Genomic DNA, 19,477 nt, shown 5'->3' on the forward strand with positions numbered 1-19,477 from the left:
GCCCTGCCCGAAGCGTCGCTCACGCTTCAGGCTGCCGGCGTGGGACGGGTGGGATCAAAGCGCGCCGTTCTTCGGCGGTGCGACACCGTTCAGGTGGTAGTTGCCGACGACGTGGTGCTTCCAGCGCACCGGGTCGTGCAGCGTGTGGGTGCGGGCGTTGCGCCAGTGCCGGTCGAGGTTGAGGCCGATCCGGGTCGAGGCTGTGCCTGCAAGCTCGAACAGCGTGTTGCTCGCCTCGAGCGCGATCTCCGTCGTGAGCACCTTGGCGGCCGCCACCGCCAGCGTTGCGTCGATGACGCTCTGCTCCGTGCCGTTGACCTGCGCGATGTCGACCTTCTTGCCGGCGCGCTCCAGGATCGCGGTCGCCGCTTCGAGCCGGATGGCAAGCTGGCCGACACGGGCGATGGTCAACGGGTCGTCCGCGGCCCTTTCGACAGCGCTGTCCATCCACGGTCGCGCATGATTGCGGACGAATTCGAGGGTTTCGGCGAAGGCGGCCCTCGCGATGCCGAGATCGATACCGGCGTGGATGATCTGGCCGACGGAGCCGATGGTCGTCGGACGTTCGAAGCCGCGGTGATGTCTGACCACCGCGTCGGCCGCAACATAGACATTTTGCAGCACGGTGGTGCCGCTGCCGGTGGTGCGCTGGCCGAAACCGTCCCAGTCGTCGATGATCTGCAAGCCTTCCGCACCCCGCGGCACGAAGGCCATGGTCAGCTTGTCATTCGCATCGAGCGCGAAGACCACCACCCATTCGGCAAACAGCACGCCGGTGGAGTAGTACTTCCGCCCGTTCAGCCGGAAGCCGGGGCCGTCGGGGCTCAGCCGCGTCTCATAGTCGCCGACGGTCTTGGTGCCGCGCTCGGAAAGCGCGTTGCCGAAGCGGTCGCCGGCGAGTGCCCGGCCGAAGAAATAGGCCTTCTGCTCCTCGGTCCCGTCGATGCGCAGGGCTTCGAGAATGTAGAAGTGGTTCTGGGGGATCTGACCTATCGACGAATCGGCTTCAGACAGGATCGCGGTGATTTCGGCAAGCACGGCGTTCGACACATCGATACCGTCATATTCCGGTGGCACGGTAATGGCGAGCAGACCGGATTGGGCAAGCGCATCGAGCTCATCGAAGGGCAGAATGCGGTCCGTGTCGCGTTCGTTGGCGCTTTTTGCAAACTCGGCGGCAAGCTCACGCGCGATCTGCAGCGCTTCCTCTTCGCTCTCGATCCGGTGTGCCGGGGCCCGTGTTTTCTCGGAAAGCCGCGAAATCGTTCCCATGTGACTGCTCCCTGTCGTTGAGGTGCATATCAGTGAAGTATCTGGCGCTGGCGGGTAAGATAGTATATTCTATAGAAATTATCGATTTGAGTATTTCGTTTCTGTCGAATGAAGGCCCGGTGTTTACCTTCGCGGCTGGATCGGTAAGATCGCACTGGGGGAAGACCACTGCATCCAAGCAGGGACAAGGCGCGCAAGGAGGAGGCGTGCCGATTTCTCGCCAGAAATGACTGCGGCTCAGGGAACCATAACCCGCTTTGCGCATTGCGTCTTGGCCTGCAGTTTAACCCAGTCGCGTGGCCCCAGAGTATCGGCCACCCGGCATGAACACAAACACATGCTGACAGAATTGGCCATTCGCGTTTCCCGGCCTTAACCACTGAAGGAGACACAAATGACGAATTTCCTGCCCGCTCTTCATGAAGGGCATGCCTCCATCACATTGCAGAACCTGTTTCGCGATGCTCTGGAGGCCTACGACGACTGGGGCGCCAACATGCCCGAACCTATCGTTGTCTTCGAAGGCAAGCGCGTCCCCATAAGCGATGTCTTCGACTGGATGAAACCCTGCACCGACATCATGCCGGCAAATCTCATCGGCATCGTGACCGACAGGCTGAACAAGCCTTGGAACGGTGAGGGTCCGCTCGACAAAATGACCGTGTCGACCGCTGCGCGTGTCATGTCGGTGCTGACCCGGCGCCAGCTTCGCGATTTCGGCCGCGGCTCGATCGAGGTCTTTGCCGAACGGTTCAACCATCCCCTGCGCGCAGGGGCCTGATCCCTGCTGATTCAATGATCCCTGGAGAGCGCGTACGCGCGCTCTCTGCCCGCACAGGTTGACAGAATCGACCTGTCGGCGGCACTCCTTCTCGGACCGTTTCACACATCGAGCCGGTCTGGCGCAAGAAGGGGACGAGATTGCGTTTTTCAGATATTCAGCCCCGCCACGTGCTCTGCTTCCTCGGTCCTCCTGGGCGCTTCGCGGAGCTTTGCCGCCTGATCCGGTCGGCGATCGACGCTGCCGCCCCGGGCTTCGAGATCGACGAGACCTTCTCGCAATCGTCGCCGGACGATCGCATGCCGATGTCATTCGACGTTTGCCGGGATCGCGTGCATGCAAATGCGTGGACCGAGGCGGACGAGGATGCCGTGCGCGAGCATGGCTGTGTCATCTACGTTCTTGGCCCGCCGATGACGGCTGAGGATGCGGTGGAGATATCCTCAAGGGCGCTTCGACTGGTCGTTCAGGCGTTGGACAGCGGCGTCATCGCGGCAAAGGGGGAAAGCGCAGGCGTGGCGCATGGGACAGACCGCTGGAGGGAGCTTGGCCGTCAGGCGGAAGAGCAGCGCGGTGCGGCCGAGATCGCCCGCATTTCCCGTCTCGCTTTCAGCAAGCGACCCTTGACCGACGGTGATTTTCTCTTCAGCGTCGGCTTCCATCTGATCGGAATCCCCGAGGTTTTCGTGTCGAAGCGCCTGTCTGGGGATGAACGGGCGTTGAGCGCGATCATCGACGCTGTCGCCGAGGAAGTCATCGCTGAAGGCGTGGATGCGGTTCTCGCCCGCCGTGGCGCGACGTTGCAGCCCGTCGACAGCTATGAAGAGGACGACTTCAAGTACAATCCCTATGGTGCGATCCGCGTGAGCCGGTAGGCGACAGCGGCGCTGTTTCTCGCCTCTTTCGTGGCGGATCGCGTTCCCGTAAACAGGGCAAACAGTTCGAGCGGGTGAGGGCGGCGTGAATTTTCGACAACTGGAAGTACTGCGCACTTTGCTTGCGACCGGATCGACGATCGCTGCCGCCAAAACCATGGGGCTCAGCCAGTCAGGCGTCAGCCGGCTGTTGCAGCAGCTCGAGGAAGAGCTGTCGCTGACGCTTTTCGCCCGTGACAAGGGGCGCCTGATCGCGACGCCGGAGGCGATGAAACTCGCCGAGGATGCCGAACATATCCTGCTCGGCATCGATCGCTTCACCAATCTGGCGCAGGACCTGCGCAGCGGCGCCGTCGGACCCGAGGTCGTGCGCATCGGTCTGCCCAACAGCATGTCCGACAGCTTCGCGCCGGCGATGCTCGCCGATTACGCCCGGGATTTTCCGGGCGTGCGCATCGAGACTTTCTTCGACACCACCGTCGCCATCAGCCGTCTGGTGGAGCAGCGCATCATCGATTTCGGTTTCCTGCGCTACGAGGGGCAGCTGAGCGCCGGCATCGAGATGCAGCCGGTCGCAACCGGTGTCAGCGTCTGCGTGATGGAAGAGGGGCATGCGCTCACGGCGCATGAGACCGTCACGCCGAAGGAATTGCGCGGCGTGCCGTTGATCCTGATCGGCCGGAGGCGGCCGACGCGGGTGATGCTCGACGAGATATTCCGCAAGGCCGGCGTGCCGCAGAAGGTCAAGATCGAGACCCACAGCAACAGTTCCGCCTGCGCCTACGCCGCCTACGGCCTCGGTGTCGCGATCATCAGCAGCTTCTTCGCCAATCTCAACCGCCACCTGCCGATCGAGATCCGGCCGTTTTCGCCGCACCTCACCCAGGATTTCGGCGTCGCCACGGCAGCCGGCGTCCCGCTGTCGCTGGCGGCCCAGGCCATGATCGATTGCCTGAAGCGGCAGGTCGCCGCCGCTCACGTGCTGTAGTCGCAGTCGTTTGCGCCTAGCATCTGCCACCGCTTTTGCGGCGGCCCATCCAACTGGCGCTTGCCGCTACCCGCGCCGAACGGTGAAGTCGCGGACCTCAAGCTCGCCCTTCGGTGCCGCAACATTCAGGCTGTACCAGCGCTTGCTCCAAGTGACCGGCTGCAAGATCTTCCACCTGTAACGTGTGACGACGGCGATGCAGAATGCGCGCGCGATCAGGAGTGCTGCATCCTTGCCCGGACAGGTGCGATCGGTGATTTCAGCCGGTCTGTCATGAACGCCCCTCGGCCAGATGAGCCTTGCGCGCGCTTCGGCATCCTGGAAGCGCTCGGGGCTGAAAAGCCCCGGTTCCGGAAACGCCGCCGGATCGCAATGCGCGAAGGGAATGACGCCCATCAGCCGTTCTCCCTTGGCGATTTCAAATGCTCCGCTTGACGATTCCAGCACCACGTCCTCGTCCGCGCGCCCGAAGATGAAAAACACCGGCGGGTGCTGGCGCAGGATCTCCATGATGAAGGCGTCGACAGCGCCGACACCCGGCGATGAGAAGGGGTCGGTCGATCCCTGGAGCTGTCGTGCGAGCTCGTCGTGAATGTCGGGTCGCATGCTGAGCTCGCCGACGATGGACTTGAACAGGCACTGGAGCCCCAGATAGGAGTTCATGCCGGCGAGAAACGCGACCTGCTTTGCGACGAAGGTCCTGTCGGAAAGCCCGAATTGTCCGGCGAGCTTCATGATCGCGGCGAAACCGTTCGCACCCTCGATGGCGCGTACGTACTCATCATAATACCGCAGCGAGCGCGAATACCGCGTCCATGGAAAATGACGCGCGATGCGCCAGGCGCGGTTGGTGAAGATGTTGTTGTAGATCAACCGTACCTTTGCGGTATCGAACTTCAGATCGAGGAGCCACCTGAGCACGAAATCCATGGCGAAGTCCTCGATCTCGTCCCGCCAGCCGAAGCGGCGAAGCTTCGCCCAGCGCAGCTCGTAGTCGCGCAGAACGTCCTCGAAGACGTCGGGCAGGCTTGCTGCCCGGTGGCGAAGAAGGGCAAAATAGAACGCCTTCGGATTGTCGTGCGGCTCGCCGGTTTCAAAGACGCTGGGCACGACATGGCCCACCAGCGGCCTTGGCGGGATCGCAGTGCCGAATCCATAGTCCTGAACAAAGGGTCTGCTGCCGAAGAGGACGGAAATGGCCTTGTGGTCGGTTGCGATCACCGTTTTCTGGAACAAGGGCGTCCGGAAAACCGTGCTGCCGTGGCGCTGCAGACGGCGTTCAAAGAACTTCTCCCAGCCGCTGAGGACCATGAAATCGGCCAGGTCGATCAGCTTGCCGACAAACGGAATGCCATCGGTGCCGGGAGGCTTGCGAGGACTAGCCATTGTCGGCCTCCGTGATCCCGTCGACGGAGACGAACGCGAAGGGCCGAAAGCGGCCCTCGAACTGCCGAGACGTCGTTGTGATGGTCGATAGGCAAGAAATCAGCCAGGCGCGCATTTTAATGCCCCCTTAGACTACCTCTCTGATCGCATGACAATTAAACTATACGGCGTTAAATTAGACAATTCTGCATTGCAGCATGGCGGGAGAAGCTCCGATGAATGTCGCGGACTGGCTTCGCGCGATTGGCATGGTCAATTACGTCGACGCGTTCGAGGCAAACCATATTGCCGTCTCGCAGCTTGCCGAATTGACTGATGCCGACCTGAAGGAAATCGGCGTTTCAGCGCTCGGCGACCGGCGCGCGATCCTGAAGGCGGCGGCTTCGGGAGGTTCGATGGCGGTAGCCACGGTCCTCCAGACGGAATTCGAATCCTATGCGCCCGCTGAACGGCGGCACCTCACCATTCTGTTTCTCGATATCGTCGATTCCACGGTTCTTGCGACCGCGACCGACCCCGAGACGCTGAGCCTCACCATCGCGCAGTTTCACCGCGTCGCCGCGTCGAAAATCCGATGGCTGGAAGGCTATGTCGCCCAGTCCTTCGGCGATGGGCTGATGGCCTATTTCGGGTGGCCCCAGGCGCATGAAGACGATGCGCAACGGGCCGTTCTTGCCGCCGAGGCCGTGCACGAGGCCCTGCGCGAACTGCAGGATCCGATCGGCAAGAACCTGCGCGCCCGGGCAGGCATTGCCACCGGCTGGGTCGTGCTCGGCAACATCGCCGGCGGTTCGAAGATTGAGGTTGTTGGCGAAACGCCGAACCTCGCAGCGCGCCTGCAGACCGTAGCCTCTCCCGGCCATACCGTTGTTTCCTCGTCCGCGGCCGAGTTGCTCGGCGACGATTTCGTGCTCGTCGATCTGGGGCCGCAGTCGCTCAAGGGGTTCGCTTTGCCGCCGCGCGCCTACCAGATCGCCGAAATTCACCAGAAGGCGCGGTTTCAGCCCCGTTCCGCGAGCCATGTGATCCCGCTCGTCGGGCGCGACGCGGAAGCAGCCCTTCTCTGGTCGGCATGGCAGACGGCGCGGGGCGGCCACGGACAGGTGGTCGTGCTCGACGGGGAGGCCGGGATCGGCAAGACCCGGGTGATCCGGGAACTGACCGACCGGATCCACGCGGAACCCCATATCGGCATGCGCTATCACTGTTCGCCCTACTATCAGAACAGTGCTCTCAGGCCTTTGATCGCCCAACTGTCGGATGCCGCCGGGTTCGTGACCTCGGACGATGACGAGACGCGGGCGACGAAGCTGAATTCGCTCCTGAAGGTGACGGACGCCAACAGCGAGGAGGTCGCGCTGATCATGGAGATGCTGGCGCTTCCGATGTCCGGCGCTGCCGCGCCGTCGCCGGCAACGCCTTCGGAGAAACGTGACCGGCTGTTTTCGGCTCTGGCGGAGCAACTGACACGCCTCGCCAGGCGCATTCCCGTTCTTGCGATTGTCGAGGATGCGCACTGGATCGATCCGACGACGGCGGACTATCTCGATCTCATCGCCAACCTGGTCGCCCACGAACCGGTGCTCCTGATCATTACCGGCCGGCCCGATTATGTGCCTCCACAGGCATGGTGGCAGTTGGCTCACGTTCGCCATTGCACCCTTCGCGGGCTGGACGAGCGCGAAGCAAGGGAACTGGCGGACCGGGTGGCCGGTGGAACCCTGCCCGCCATCGTCTCGAACGAGATCGTCTTGCGAACGGACGGCGTGCCGCTTTTCGTGGAAGAGCTTGCCAAAACCCTGGTGGAAAGCGGCTGCGTGCGGCTTGTCGGAACGCGATATGAGACGGTCGGTGCGCTTCCCGAAGCGGGAATACCAGCCAGCCTGCAAGACAGTCTCACCGCGCGCCTCGACAGGTTGCCCGAGGCCAAGGCAGTCGCGCAGATCGCCGCAGCGCTTGGCCGGGAGTTCCGGTCGGACCACCTGTCGCTCGTGTCGATGCTGCCGCCGCGCCTGGTGCGCCGGGCGCTCTACCAGCTCGAAACCGCTGGCCTGGTTCTCGAGTGCGACCCGGCCGAAGACCAGAAGTACAGTTTCAAGCATTCGCTCATACAGAAGGCCGCCTATGAAAGCATGTTGCTGGCGGCACGGCGCCAGCTTCACGGCCGGATTGCCGAAGTGGTGATTTCCAAGTTTCCCGAGCAGGTCGCAACCGAGCCCGAAGTTGTCGCCGCACATCTGGCGATGTCGGACCGGCCGCAGGCATCGGCTGAGTACTGGCTGGCGGCGGGCCGCAATTCACTGCGAAGATCCGCCTATCCCGAGGCTGTCAGTCAGTTGCGTGAAGGCAAGAAGTGGATGTCCCTGAGCGAAGCCGGGCCGGAAACGCAGCGGCTCGAATTCGAACTTTGCCTGTGCCTCGGCCAGGCGTCCTATGTGGCAAGCGGGCCGGCGGCAACCGACACGATCAGCGCCTATTCGCGCGCGCTGGAGCTGATCGACACGGTCGGCGCGCGCCAGCAGCGCTTCGACCTGACCTACGGCATCTTCTCCGGCTATCACTTCGCCTCGAAATTCGGGCTGGCGCGGGAACCGGCGGAAAAGATGATGGAGATGGCGACCAAGGACGCCGACGCAGGCCACATGTGCCAGGCCCACAGGATGCTCGGCTACCTCAGCTTTTTTGGCGGGGACCTCGCGGATGCGCTCAGGCATTTCGAGGCGCTGGACGGCATGTACGACCCGGACCGGGATGGACAGATGGCGACACGCTACGGCGCTGACTGCCTTGTCGCCTCGCGCGCGTTTCGCTCCGTTGCGGTCGGCGCTCAGGGGAACGTCAGATTTGCGTCCAGTCTGACCGAAAAGAACCTTGCCTATGGCCGGCGGCTCAATCATCCGCCAACACTCGGCTGGGCCTATGCCGCCGCATGCTTCCTGAACTACTTTCTTGGCGATCCCGAGCGCACGCTCGATCTGGCGAGCGAGGGAAGGGAGTATTGCACCGAGCATGCGGTTCCCGTCTGGGGGCTTCACTGCGGCATATTCGAAGCCTGGGCTACGGCTGTGCTCAGGGGCGCGGCGCTCGTCAACGTCGACGACCTGCATGAAACCGTCGCGAACGCACGCTCGCGCACGTCTCTCGGCTTGCCCCTGTTTCGCTCGATCTTAGCGGAGGTGCGCGCACTCAACGGCGAGGCGGAGGCGGCGCTCGAGGAAAGCGGTGGGGCCCTGAGGGACCTCGTTTCCACCGCCCAGCATTTTTTCGCGCCGTCCGTTCATCTCGTTCGCGCCACATGCCTGCGCCAGCTCGGTCAGCGTTATCAGCAGGAGTGCGAAACCCATTTCGGCCTCTCGGTCGAAACGGCGCGAAGGATGGACGCACGCCTTCTGGAGCTTCGCGCCCATGCGGCTCTTGCCGCTGTCGGAGGCACGGCCTCGGCCACAACTGTGCGAGAGCTTTGCCGTCAAATTCCCGACAGGGCCGAACTCGATCGACTGAGGACCGCCTGGAGCCTGCTTCTGGAGGCTCAGGGCCGATCTCGCCCACGCTCGTCCTTCACAAGGCATCCGGAATAAAGCTTTCCGCGTGGCGTTGCCGCCTGCCCGGATGGCGTGTCATGTCCTTGTCATAGAGATATGACGTTTACTCATAATATTGCGCGATTTTTTCCAATCGATCATAGTTTCCCCAACAAGAGCCGACGGGCTGGAGAATCGCGGTAACGCGGTGCGGCCAGCCTCAGTACGGGGAACCCATGATCAAGTTCATTCTCAATCGTCTCGTGATGGCGATACCGACGATCGTCATCGTCTCGGTGGCCGTCTTCACGCTCATCCGCCTCATTCCTGGCGATCCGGCAGCGCTGATGCTCGGCGACATGGCCGAGCCGCAGCAGATCGCCGAGATGCGCACGACCCTCGGTCTCGACCGCAGCATACCGGAACAATTCGTCGTCTGGGCCGGCAACATCCTGTCGGGCGATTTCGGCACGTCGATCGTGACCGGCGAGCCGGTGCTGCATCTCGTGCTCACCCGCTTCATGGTGAGCGCCGAGATCGTCGTCATCGCCGTGTTTCTCGCAAGCCTCATTGCGGTGCCGGCCGGCGTCATCGCCGCCTGGCGGCAGAACAGCCTGACCGACCTTGCTCTGGTCGGCACGGCGACCGTGCTTCTGTCGATCCCGACCTTCTGGCTCGGCCTCCTGCTGCTGCTCGCCTTCGGCCTCAAGCTCGGCTGGCTGCCGGTGCTCGGCTACGTGCCGATCACCGAGAACTGGAAGGCCGGCCTTCTCTATCTGGTGCTGCCGGTCATGACGCTGGTCATCCACGAAATGGGCGTGATCATCCGCATGGCGCGCGCCTCCACCCTCGAAGTGCTGAGGCTAGACTACATCACCCATGCCCGCGCCAAGGGGCTCTCGGAAAGCGCCGTTCTCTGGCGCCATGCCTTCAAGAACGCCTTCGGCCCGACCTGGACGATGATCGGCCTGATCCTCGGCAACCTGCTTGGCGGCATCGCCGTCATCGAGACGGTGTTCACCATCCCCGGCCTGGGACGGCTGATGGTCGACGCGATCTTCCAGCGCGACTACCCGGTGATCCAGGGCTGCCTGCTGCTCGTCGCCTTCTCCTACGTCGTCGTCAACCTTGTGGTCGACCTTCTCTATCCTCTCTTCGATCCGCGGGTGGTGGCAGAATGAGAAAGCTCACCTTCAACGGCGTCATTGGCGGCGGCCTGATCGGCCTGCTCGTTCTCGTCGCCCTCATCGGTCTCCTGTGGACGCCCTATGACCCGATGGCGCTCGGTTTCACGTCGCGGCTCGCCGCTCCGGGTGCCGCCCATTGGCTCGGTACCGACGAGTTCGGTCGTGATGTCGCAAGCCGCCTGATGGTGGGCGCGCGCGCCAGCGTCTGGATCGGCTGCCTCACCGTCGCCTTCGCCGTCGTCTGCGGCACCTTCATCGGCATTGTCAGCGGCTATTCACGCGGCTGGGTCGATGGCGTGATCATGGCGATCAACAACGCGCTGCTCGCCTTTCCCGGCATCCTCCTGGCGCTCGGCCTGCTCGCCGTCTTCGGCGCAAACCAGTACGGCATCATCTTCGCGCTCGGCATCGCCTATACCCCGTCGATGGCCCGCGTGGTGCGCGGCGCCGTGCTGTCGCTGCGCGAACGCGAATTCATCGAGGCCTCTCGGGTGATGGGCAATGGCGAGATCTATACGATGCTGCGCCATATCCTGCCGAACTGCGTGGCGCCGATCACGGTGCTTGCGACCTCGATGTTCGGCTGGGCGATCCTGTCTGAAAGCGCTCTTTCCTTCCTCGGTCTCGGCGTGCCGCCACCGGCGCCCACCTGGGGCAACATGCTGGCTGCCGGCCGCCCCTTCATCGAACAGGCCGTCTGGCTCGGTTTCTTCCCGGGTCTCTGCATCGCGCTCACGCTTCTTGGCATCAATCTTCTGGGTGACGCGCTGCGCGACCGCCTCGACCCCCGCATGCGAGGCCTGAAATGACCGGCACCACTCTTCTCAGCGTTCATGGTCTTTCGCTTGCCGTGACCCATTCCGGCAACCAGGTGGTGAGGAACGTCAGCTTCGACGTCGCGCCCGGCGAGATCGTCGGCATCGTCGGAGAGAGCGGGTCTGGCAAGACGCTTGCCACCCGGGCGATCATAGGTCTCATCCCGCCGGCCGTCCGCCACGCCGGTGGCAGCATCCTCTACCGGGGCCGCGACGTGCTTGCCATGAAAGACCGCGACCTCCGGCAGCTTCGCGGCGGCGAGATCGGCGTCGTCTTCCAGGAGCCGATGACGTCGCTCAACCCGTCGATGACCATCGGCCGGCAGCTCGAGGAGGGCCTGATCCTCCACACCAAGATGTCGGTCGACGAGCGTCGTACGGCGATCCTCTCGATGCTGAAACGCGTCGGCATCCGCGAGCCCGAACGGGCGCTGACATCCTATCCGCACGAGTTCTCGGGCGGCATGCGCCAGCGCATCATGCTGGCGTCGGTGATGCTCCTGAAACCGGCCTTGCTGATTGCCGACGAGCCGACGACGGCGCTCGATGCGGTCGTGCAGCGCGATGTCATGGAACTGATGGTCGAGCTCACGCAGGCCGAGGGCACCGCGGTGCTTCTGATCAGCCACGACCTGCCGATGGTCGCCCGCTACACCAACCGTTTCGTGGTGATGGAAAAGGGCGTGGTGGTCGAGCAGGGGCTCACCGAAGACATCCTGCAGGCGCCGCAGCATCCCTATACCCGCAAGCTGCTGTCGTCGCTGCCCTACCGGGGCGCTGCCCGCGGGCTCGATTTGTCCCGCACGCCGATGGTCTCGGCCCGCAACATCGTCGTCGACTATCCCGGCCGCAAGGGGCTGTTTCGAAGACACGAACCGAAGCGGGCGCTGCATGGCGTCAGCGTCGACATCCATGTCGGCGAGGTGGTGGCGCTGGTCGGCGGCTCGGGCTCCGGCAAGACGACGCTCGGGCGCACGATTGCCGGCCTTGTCGCGCAGTCTGAAGGCGAGATCCTGTTCCAGGGGCGCGAGCGCAGCGCCGACTGGCGCGATTATCGGCTGAACTGCCAGATGGTGTTCCAGGACCCATACTCATCGCTCGATCCGCGCATGACCATCCAGGCGCTGGTCGAGGAAGCGCTGCGGCTGGTGCCGGATCTCGACACGCCGGCCAAGCGCCGCCGTGCGCTTGAAACCCTGGAAGAGGTCGGCCTCAGCACCGATTTCGCCAATCGCTATCCACATGAACTTTCCGGCGGCCAGCGCCAGCGTGTTGCGATTGCTCGCGCCATCGCCCGCCGGCCAAAATTCCTGATCGCCGACGAGCCGGTTTCGGCCCTCGACGTGACCGTTCGCGCGCAGGTGCTGGAGCTCTTCTCCAGCCTGCAGAAGCGCTACGGCTTCTCGTGCCTGTTCATCAGCCACGATCTCGGGGTGGTCGAGCAGGTGGCCGACCGCGTCATCGTCATGCAGGACGGCCGCATCGTCGAGGAGGGCGACCGCGACCGGATCTTCGACGCGCCGAAGGAAGCCTATACCCGCAAGCTGCTGTCGGCGATCCCGGCGCTCGATCTCAACCAGACCGGCGGCGTGACCCTCAAATGGCGGCTGGAGGCCTGAGATGATGAACGACCTAAAGTCCGGCGTTCTCGCTGCCGAACTCAACGCGATCGCAGATGCTCAAACCTTCATCACGCGCTTCCTCGTGCGCAACCTCGTGACCGGCGAAACCATCGGTCGCGGCGAGCGCGAGGAAACCCCGTCGGCCAGCACCCGCAAGACCTCGATCATGATGGCGGCGTTGAAGGCGGTGGCCGAGGGGCGGCTTAATCTCGACGAGCGCATCACCTATGAGGCGCGTTTCGCCGAGGAAGTGGCGAGCGGCATGTTCCGCTATCTGACGCCTGGCATCGTCATTTCGCTGCGCGACGCGATCGTCGGCATGATGGTGCTGAGCGACAATGTCTGCACCAAGATGGTGTTCGAGCGCCTGACGCTCGACGAGGTCGACGGATATTGCAAGGCGCTCGGCATGGCGGGAACGCACCACCGTTTCCTCATTCCGCCGCTGGCCCTGAAACCCGATCATTCGCTCGCCGACGTCACCACGACCACGGCCGCGGACCAGGTGATGCTGCTGGAACTCATCCTGGCGGCGCAGGACGACGCATCTGCGGCCGCCAGGCTCGGCGTTTCTGCCGAATTGGCCGCCTTTGCCTTGAAAACACTGAAGAACCAGGTGCTGCGCTACGGCATCCGCGCGCGGCTGCCCTTCGACACAGTGGTCGCCTGCAAGGGCGGTCGCGGCAAACGTGGCCGGATGGATGCTGGCGTCGTCTATCGCGACGGCAAGCCGCTCTACGCGATTGCTGCCTTTACCGACGGCGTGCCGGCGCTGATGCCCGACGGCACGCCCGGCTACACCATCGCGCTCGAAACCATCGGCAAGCTGTCGCAGGCCTGCTGGCGCGCCTTTTGAACCGACAACCAACAAAGAGAAAAGAGAGAGGAACCAATGAAAACCATACTTCTCGCCGGAACCATGCTGATGAGCGCGATCGCGCTTGGCCACGCCCGCGATCTGACTGTCGCCCAGAGTTCAGACATCCGCAGCAACGAGCCCGGCGTCAACCGCGACGGCAACACCGACTCGGTGATCTTCCACATTGTCGAGGGCCTGGTCGGCTACGCCGAAAACGGTGAAGTGAAGCCGCTGCTTGCCAAAAGCTTCGAGGTTTCGCCTGACGGCCTGACCTATAGCTTCAAGCTGCGCGACGACGTGAAGTTCCACAACGGCCAGGCGCTGACGGCCGAGGACGTGGTGTGGAACTGGAACCGCTACATGAAGCCGGAGACCAAGTGGACCTGCGCCGGCGACTTCGACGGCAGCAAGTCGATCAAGGTGACGAATGTTGCCGCCACGGACGCCGCGACCGTCACCATGAGCATCGAGAAGCCATCGGCGGTCTTCCTCGGCCTGATGGCGCGCCCGGAGTGCGGTTACACCGGCATCGTTTCCAAGGATTCCGTTGGCGCTGACGGCGCTTACGTTGCACCCATCGGCACCGGGCCGTTCAAGTGGGCGGAATGGAAGAAGGGCGAATATGTTCGGCTTGAAAAGAACGCCGACTACGCCTCGCCCGCCAATGACGGCAAGCCCGATGGCATGGTCGGTTCCAAGCGGCCGCTCGTCGACGGGATCAAGTTCATGGTCATCCCGGATGCCTCGACGGTGAAGACGGGTCTGCTTTCGGGCGCGCTCGACACCGCCGAAGTCTCGGCCGATCTCATCGCCGAGTTCAAGGACAGCGACACGATGCAGCTCATCGTCAAGCGCAACAATGGCAAGAACCTGCTCTATTTCCAGACCCGCGACAAGATTCTGAGCAACGTCAAGGTGCGCCGCGCCATGGCAGAGGCCCTCGATCTCGATCAGCTCGTCGCCGCCGCGTCCAACGGCACCGGCGAAGCCAACGCGTCGATGGTTTCGGCCGACTCGGTTTTCTACTCCGACGTCCAGAAGAAGAAGATCCCGATGGATCTGGAAAAGGCGAAGAAGGATCTCGCGGAAGCCGGCTACAACGGCGAGCCGATCACCATCATCGCCAACAAGCGTGGCAACGTGCCGAGCTTCCCGGCAGCGGTCATCGCCCAGGCGATGATGCAGCAGGTCGGCCTCAACGTGCAGATCGAGGTGCTCGACTACGCGACCCAGGTCGATCGCCGCCGTTCCGGCAACTACCAGGTCATCTCGCAGTCGGTCTCGCCGCGCCTCGACCCGGCGCTGATGTACAGCTTCTACGTCGGCAACAAGGACAAGAACGCGTCCTTGATGTGGGACAACCCGAAGGCGATCGAGCTGATGAAGGCGGCCTATGTCGAGGCCGACCAGGCCAAGCGCCAGGCGATCTTCGACGAGTTCCACCAACTGATGCTCGACGAGGTCCCCGGCATCTTCATGTACGACATGGTCGACATCTGGGGCGCCACCAAGAAGCTGCACGGCGAGCCGGTCTGGCAGTCGAACACCCGCCTCTGGGAAGTGACGCTCGACGACTGATCCGGCCCCAACCGCTGATTTGACAAAAGGGATGGCGGCGCTCCGCCGCCATCTTCACTCATCGACAGAAAAAAGCTGATGCGACCGCACACGCCGTCGCAAAAGGAAGATTCATGCCCAAGCCGTCCGCACTCTCCGCCCTTGTCGAGACCATCGAAGCCCTGAAGCCCGAATTCGCCGCGATGAGCGATGCGATCTGGGCGCATGCGGAATTGAGTTTTTACGAGGAGAAGTCGGCATCAACCCAGATCGCCATGCTCGAGAAGCATGGGTTCCGGGTGACGCGCGGGCTTGCGGAGATCGACACGGCCTTTGTCGGCGAGATGGGTGAGGGCGCTCCCGTCATCGCCTTTCTCGGCGAGTTTGATGCGCTGGCCGGTCTCAGCCAGATGGCAGGGATTGCCGAAGCACGGGCGGAGGTCGAGGGCGCGACGGGCCACGGCTGCGGCCACAATCTGCTCGGAACCGGATCGCTGCTCGCCGCCGTAGCACTCGCCCGCTACCTCAAGGACAACAGGCTCCCGGGCACCGTGCGCTACTATGGTTGCCCGGGCGAGGAGGGCGGCTCCGGCAAGACCTTCATGGCGCGCGCCGGCATTTTCTCCGATGTCGATACGGCGCTCACCTGGCATCCGGCGCCTTTCAATGGCGTGCGCTCGACCAACAACCTTGCCGTTCTCGAAATCTACTACCGCTTCAAGGGCGTCGCGGCGCACGCCTCGAACGGCGCGCATCTCGGCCGCAGCGCGCTCGACGCGCTGGAGCTGATGAATGTCGGCGTCAATTTCCTAAGGGAGCACATGCCGCAGGATTGCCGTGTGCACTATGCGATCACGGATGCCGGCGGCAAGGCGGCAAACGTGGTGCAGGCGCGCGCAGAGGCGCTCTATCTGGTGCGCGCGCCGCAAATGCCGGAGGCCCTAGCGCTGGCCGCCCGCATCGACAAGATCGCCAGGGGCGCTGCGATGATGACCGAGACGGAGGTCGAGATCGTCTTCGACCGCGCCGCGACCAACCTTCTGCCCAACATCGCGCTGGAAACGGCGATCCACGAGAACATGGTGGCCCTCGGCCCGGTGCCGTTCGACGAGGCGGATATCGCCTTTGCCGGTGAGATCCAGAAGACACTGACACCGGAGGCGATCGCAAGCAGCATCCGGCTCTACCAGATCAAGGGCGACGTCTTTGCCAACGGCCGCATGGACGGCTCGACAGGCTTGCATCTCGGCCTTCGCGATTTCGAGGGGCAGTCGCATTTCCGCGCCGGATCGACCGATGTCGGCGATGTCAGCTGGATCACGCCGACGGCGCAATGCTGGGCGCCGGCCTGGGCGATCGGGACTGCGCCGCACACCTGGCAGGTGGTGGCTCAGGGCAAGAGCCCGGCCGCCCACAAGGCCTTCGCCCATGCGGCCAAGTCGCTGGCGGCGACCGGCCTCGACCTGATTTTGAACCCCGATCTGCTGGAACGGGCAAAGGCCGAATGGCGCGAAAAGACCGAAGGCAAGCCCTACCAGTGCCCGATTCCGGATCATATCGGTCCGAAGATCTGATCGTCCTTCTCCGCACGACAAACGCCCGCGACACCCTCGCGGGCGTTTTTTTGTTTGCGTCGGAGTGCCGCTGCTTGTCTGGCAAACGCCGCCGATCGACCGGCCGACTCTTGACGCGAATCGCAAGGTCCGGCATCTCTGTTACGGAGTTTTTCGAATAAGTGCTGATTGGCCGTATTTGGATTAAATCTCTGTTAGTGCATCGCCGCAACGTTTCACCGCGATGCATGCAAGGAGTATGGCGAGATGACGATGACGGCAACCCAGGCAAGGCAGGACGCGGACGCCCAGACCCGCCGCCCCGCGGACGAAGCGATCGCGGCGGATGCCCGTGCGCTTTCAGAACAGCTGAAGGCCATGCGCGAGCGGTTGTTCCCGCCGACCGCGATGAAGACGCTGCGCAGCTTCACGTCAGGCGAGGCGGCCAAGCTGATCGGCGTTTCCGATGGTTATCTCAGGCAGTTGTCGCTCGCCGGCGAAGGCCCGCAGCCCGATACCGGGCTCGGCGGCCGCCGGTCCTATTCGCTCGCCGACATCAACGCGCTTCGCCGGCATCTTGCCGAGCAGGCGCTCGCCAAGGGCAATGCCGCCAAGGCGCGCAGCTATCTCAAGTGGCGTGACGCGCAAGCGGGCGAACACCTGCAGGTGATCTCCGTCACCAACTTCAAGGGCGGTTCCGGCAAGACCACGTCGTCGGTGCACATCGCACAGTATCTCGCCATGACCGGCCACCGGGTGCTTGCCGTCGACCTCGATCCGCAGGCCTCGCTCTCGGCGCTCTTCGGCTACCAGCCGGAACTCGACCTCACCGGCAACGACACGCTCTATGGTGCGATCCGGTATGACGCCGAGGCGCGGCCGCTGAAGGACATCATTCGCAAGACCTATTTCGACGGCCTCGATCTCGTTCCGGGTAACCTTGAATTGCAGGAGTTCGAGCACACGACGCCGCAGGCGCTGGGTGCGCGCCAGAACGGCACGGACGCCGGTCCGCTGTTCTTCGCCCGCGTCCAGGCAGCGCTTGCCAGCGTTGCCGACGACTATGACGTCGTCATCATCGATTGCCCGCCGCAGCTCGGCTACCTGACGCTGTCGGCGCTCTGCGCGTCCACGTCCGTCGTCGTCACCGTGCATCCGCAGATGCTCGACGTCGCCTCGATGAACCAGTTCCTCTACATGACGTCGGACCTGCTGAGTGTCGTGCGCGAGGCCGGCGGCGAGCTCAACTTCGATTTCCTGCGCTACCTCGTCACCCGCTTCGAGCCCAACGACGGGCCGCAGGCGCAGATCGTCGGGTTCATGCGCTCGCTCTTCGGCGACCGAGTGCTGACCTCGGCCATGGTGAAATCGACAGCAGTTTCGGATGCGGGCCTGACCAAGCAGACGCTCTACGAGGTCGGCCGGGAGAATTTCACCCGCGCCACCTATGACCGGGCGATTGAATCGCTCAACGCCGTCAATGGCGAGATCGAAACGCTCATTCATGCGGCCTGGGGGCGCTGATCCGATGGCTGGCAACCGCAAGAACGAACTGCGTGCTCTGTTTTCCGGCAATGTCGCGCCCGGCGCTTCGGTCGCCGATCCCGTCGACAATGCGCCGGCTGCTGCCCCTCAGGCTTCAAAGCCGGTTGCGGCCAATACGCCTTCTGCCGACGTGCCGCGCGCAGCCTCCGGCGCCATCAAGGCCATGGGGCTTTCGCTTGGGAGCATCACCCGCGAGGCCGAAGAGGCGCGTTCGCTGCGCGAGGCCCTGCATCAGGGCGAGCGCGTCGTCGAGCTCGATCCGGACCTGATCGATGCCTCCTTCGTCGGGGATCGTCTCACGGACGGCGAAATCGACGATCCGGAATTCCTGGCGCTGGCCGACAGCATCCGCGACAGCGGCCAGCAGTCGCCGATCCTGGTGCGCCCGCACCCGCAGGTGAAGGGCCGCTATCAGACCGCCTACGGCCACCGCCGCCTCAATGCCGTGCGCAGCCTCGGCATCAAGGTCAAGGCGATCGTCCGGGCGCTCACCGATGACGAACTGGTGCTCGCCCAGGGCAAGGAGAACGCCGAGCGGCGCAACCTGTCCTTCATCGAAAGGGCGATGTTCGCGTCCGCCCTTGCCGATCGCGGCTTCGACCGCAAGGTGATCGGCGAGGCGCTTGCGGTGCAGAAGAGCGAGCTGTCGCGCCTGCTCCAGGTGGCCGAAGGCGTGCCGCCGGCGATTGCCCGGGCGATCGGCCCGGCGCCGAAGGTCGGCCGCGAGCGCTGGATGGCGTTCGGCGCGCTGCTTGAGGATATGGCGACGGTGGAACTGGCGCAGGAAGAGTGCCGCACGCGCCGCTTCCTCGAAGCCGAAAGCGATCATCGCTTCCAGATCGTCTTTGCCCGCCTGTCGCGCAAGCCGAAGGTGGAAAGCACCCGGCCGGACGTGCTCGTCGATGCCGGCGGCCGCGCCTTCGCCAAGATCAGGCGTGACGGCAAGACCGTGCGCATCGAGTTCTCGGCCGACGTCGATCCCGCCTTCATCGAAGAGGCGGTCGAGCTTCTGGCCAGGCAGCACGCAGCCTTCGTGTCCGGTCGCAAAGACTAGCGCGTGGTGAGTCCATGCGAACGCGCAAAGGACGCCCGCAAGTGATTCCACTTGAAGTCAGGATGCTCTAGTCTGCGCCTGCCTTTTTGGGCTCTTTTCGGAGCCGGCGTGAGCTTCTCACGCCGGCTCGATTCGTTTTTGACGTAGGGGCGGTAACCCGCCACCGCAGCAGGCCGCGTCAAGTGGCGGCGGCAGCGTCCTTAAAGAAATATTTTCCATGATGCGACGATCTCGACGGGACCGCGCGCCGGCCTTGGAGAACCGGGCCTTGCCGTTGCATCCAGCCCACAGAATGACGGCAATCGCCCACCGGTTCCGGCCCGAAACGGGGCGTTGGAAGGGACTTGTTAACCTTCATTTCCTATCGCTTAGAAGGCCCCGCGGCGATGTCTCTAGCTCTTCCAGGACCCATGCGTATTCCCAGGACAAACTTCTCACAGGCTGCTTTGCATGATGCAAACC

At 63.6% G+C, this 19,477-nt stretch carries 14 protein-coding genes; 12 read left to right on the top strand and 2 right to left on the bottom strand.

The features are described 5' to 3' along the window. Positions 1 to 54: 54 nt before the first annotated feature. On the bottom strand, positions 55 to 1,272 hold the full coding sequence (locus VGO12_RS08070) for an SfnB family sulfur acquisition oxidoreductase (RefSeq protein WP_327512208.1): 1,218 nt from the start codon (positions 1,270 to 1,272) through the stop codon (positions 55 to 57). 394 nt (positions 1,273 to 1,666) lie between these two features. Between VGO12_RS08070 and VGO12_RS08075 the strand changes: the two genes are divergently transcribed. The 3 genes from VGO12_RS08075 to VGO12_RS08085 all read left to right on the top strand — a co-directional run bounded on the left by VGO12_RS08075 (position 1,667) and on the right by VGO12_RS08085 (position 3,916). Continuing rightward, positions 1,667 to 2,053 carry a hypothetical protein gene (locus VGO12_RS08075; protein WP_327512209.1) on the top strand — a complete coding sequence of 129 codons (387 nt, stop codon included), beginning with the start codon at positions 1,667 to 1,669 and terminating at the stop codon, positions 2,051 to 2,053. Between the two features lie 140 nt (positions 2,054 to 2,193). Continuing rightward, positions 2,194 to 2,928 (top strand): hypothetical protein, encoded by a 735-nt coding sequence (locus VGO12_RS08080; protein WP_327512210.1) that lies wholly within the window; start codon positions 2,194 to 2,196, stop codon positions 2,926 to 2,928. Positions 2,929 to 3,013: 85 nt separating this feature from the next. After that, positions 3,014 to 3,916: a LysR family transcriptional regulator gene (locus VGO12_RS08085; RefSeq protein ID WP_327512211.1), complete on the top strand. Its 903-nt coding sequence runs from the start codon at positions 3,014 to 3,016 to the stop codon at positions 3,914 to 3,916. A gap of 66 nt (positions 3,917 to 3,982) precedes the next feature. Here the strand turns inward: VGO12_RS08085 and VGO12_RS08090 are convergent, their stop codons facing one another. Continuing rightward, positions 3,983 to 5,302, bottom strand: a complete 1,320-nt coding sequence (locus VGO12_RS08090) for a cytochrome P450 (RefSeq protein WP_327512212.1) — start codon at positions 5,300 to 5,302, stop codon at positions 3,983 to 3,985. A 215-nt stretch (positions 5,303 to 5,517) separates the two neighbouring features. Here VGO12_RS08090 and VGO12_RS08095 point away from each other — a divergent pair, with 215 nt between their 5' ends. From VGO12_RS08095 to repB, 9 genes are all read left to right on the top strand, one after another. Next, positions 5,518 to 8,880 (top strand): ATP-binding protein, encoded by a 3,363-nt coding sequence (locus VGO12_RS08095; protein WP_327512213.1) that lies wholly within the window; start codon positions 5,518 to 5,520, stop codon positions 8,878 to 8,880. Between the two features lie 179 nt (positions 8,881 to 9,059). After that, positions 9,060 to 10,004, top strand: coding sequence for an ABC transporter permease (locus VGO12_RS08100; protein WP_327512214.1), 945 nt, complete (start codon positions 9,060 to 9,062; stop codon positions 10,002 to 10,004). Continuing rightward, entirely contained in the window at positions 10,001 to 10,819 is an 819-nt protein-coding gene (locus tag VGO12_RS08105) for an ABC transporter permease (RefSeq protein ID WP_327512215.1), read from the top strand. The genes VGO12_RS08100 and VGO12_RS08105 overlap by 4 nt, the downstream gene beginning before the upstream one ends. Then, positions 10,816 to 12,444, top strand: coding sequence for an ABC transporter ATP-binding protein (locus VGO12_RS08110; protein ID WP_327512216.1), 1,629 nt, complete (start codon positions 10,816 to 10,818; stop codon positions 12,442 to 12,444). Before VGO12_RS08105 ends, VGO12_RS08110 begins: the two co-directional genes overlap by 4 nt. 4 nt (positions 12,445 to 12,448) lie before the next feature. Continuing rightward, positions 12,449 to 13,303 (top strand): serine hydrolase, encoded by an 855-nt coding sequence (locus VGO12_RS08115; protein WP_327512223.1) that lies wholly within the window; start codon positions 12,449 to 12,451, stop codon positions 13,301 to 13,303. Positions 13,304 to 13,339: 36 nt separating this feature from the next. Beyond that, a complete protein-coding gene (locus VGO12_RS08120; protein ID WP_327512217.1) occupies positions 13,340 to 14,884 on the top strand; it encodes an ABC transporter substrate-binding protein in 1,545 nt (514 codons plus the stop codon). Between the two features lie 113 nt (positions 14,885 to 14,997). Continuing rightward, the gene (locus VGO12_RS08125) at positions 14,998 to 16,437 is read left to right on the top strand and encodes a M20 family metallopeptidase (RefSeq protein WP_327512218.1); all 1,440 of its coding nucleotides are present in this window, start codon (positions 14,998 to 15,000) and stop codon (positions 16,435 to 16,437) included. A 246-nt stretch (positions 16,438 to 16,683) separates the two neighbouring features. Beyond that, positions 16,684 to 17,940, top strand: a complete 1,257-nt coding sequence (gene repA / locus VGO12_RS08130) for a plasmid partitioning protein RepA (RefSeq protein ID WP_327512219.1) — start codon at positions 16,684 to 16,686, stop codon at positions 17,938 to 17,940. Between the two features lie 4 nt (positions 17,941 to 17,944). Then, positions 17,945 to 19,015 carry a plasmid partitioning protein RepB gene (gene repB / locus VGO12_RS08135; protein WP_327512220.1) on the top strand — a complete coding sequence of 357 codons (1,071 nt, stop codon included), beginning with the start codon at positions 17,945 to 17,947 and terminating at the stop codon, positions 19,013 to 19,015. The last annotated feature ends 462 nt before the right edge of the window (positions 19,016 to 19,477 follow it).

It is taken from the genome of Ensifer sp. (assembly GCF_035999135.1).
Classification (GTDB): domain Bacteria; phylum Pseudomonadota; class Alphaproteobacteria; order Rhizobiales; family Rhizobiaceae; genus Ensifer.

Excerpts from the sequence above, each read along its gene's own strand:
- VGO12_RS08070 (WP_327512208.1), bottom strand. The coding sequence starts at position 1,272 with ATGGGAACGATTTCGCGGCTTTCCGAGAAAACACGGGCCCCGGCACAC.
- VGO12_RS08075 (WP_327512209.1), top strand. The coding sequence starts at position 1,667 with ATGACGAATTTCCTGCCCGCTCTTCATGAAGGGCATGCCTCCATCACA.
- VGO12_RS08090 (WP_327512212.1), bottom strand. The coding sequence starts at position 5,302 with ATGGCTAGTCCTCGCAAGCCTCCCGGCACCGATGGCATTCCGTTTGTC.
- VGO12_RS08095 (WP_327512213.1), top strand. The coding sequence starts at position 5,518 with ATGAATGTCGCGGACTGGCTTCGCGCGATTGGCATGGTCAATTACGTC.
- VGO12_RS08100 (WP_327512214.1), top strand. The coding sequence starts at position 9,060 with ATGATCAAGTTCATTCTCAATCGTCTCGTGATGGCGATACCGACGATC.
- VGO12_RS08105 (WP_327512215.1), top strand. The coding sequence starts at position 10,001 with ATGAGAAAGCTCACCTTCAACGGCGTCATTGGCGGCGGCCTGATCGGC.
- VGO12_RS08110 (WP_327512216.1), top strand. The coding sequence starts at position 10,816 with ATGACCGGCACCACTCTTCTCAGCGTTCATGGTCTTTCGCTTGCCGTG.
- VGO12_RS08115 (WP_327512223.1), top strand. The coding sequence starts at position 12,449 with ATGAACGACCTAAAGTCCGGCGTTCTCGCTGCCGAACTCAACGCGATC.
- VGO12_RS08120 (WP_327512217.1), top strand. The coding sequence starts at position 13,340 with ATGAAAACCATACTTCTCGCCGGAACCATGCTGATGAGCGCGATCGCG.
- VGO12_RS08125 (WP_327512218.1), top strand. The coding sequence starts at position 14,998 with ATGCCCAAGCCGTCCGCACTCTCCGCCCTTGTCGAGACCATCGAAGCC.
- repA (WP_327512219.1), top strand. The coding sequence starts at position 16,684 with ATGACGATGACGGCAACCCAGGCAAGGCAGGACGCGGACGCCCAGACC.
- repB (WP_327512220.1), top strand. The coding sequence starts at position 17,945 with ATGGCTGGCAACCGCAAGAACGAACTGCGTGCTCTGTTTTCCGGCAAT.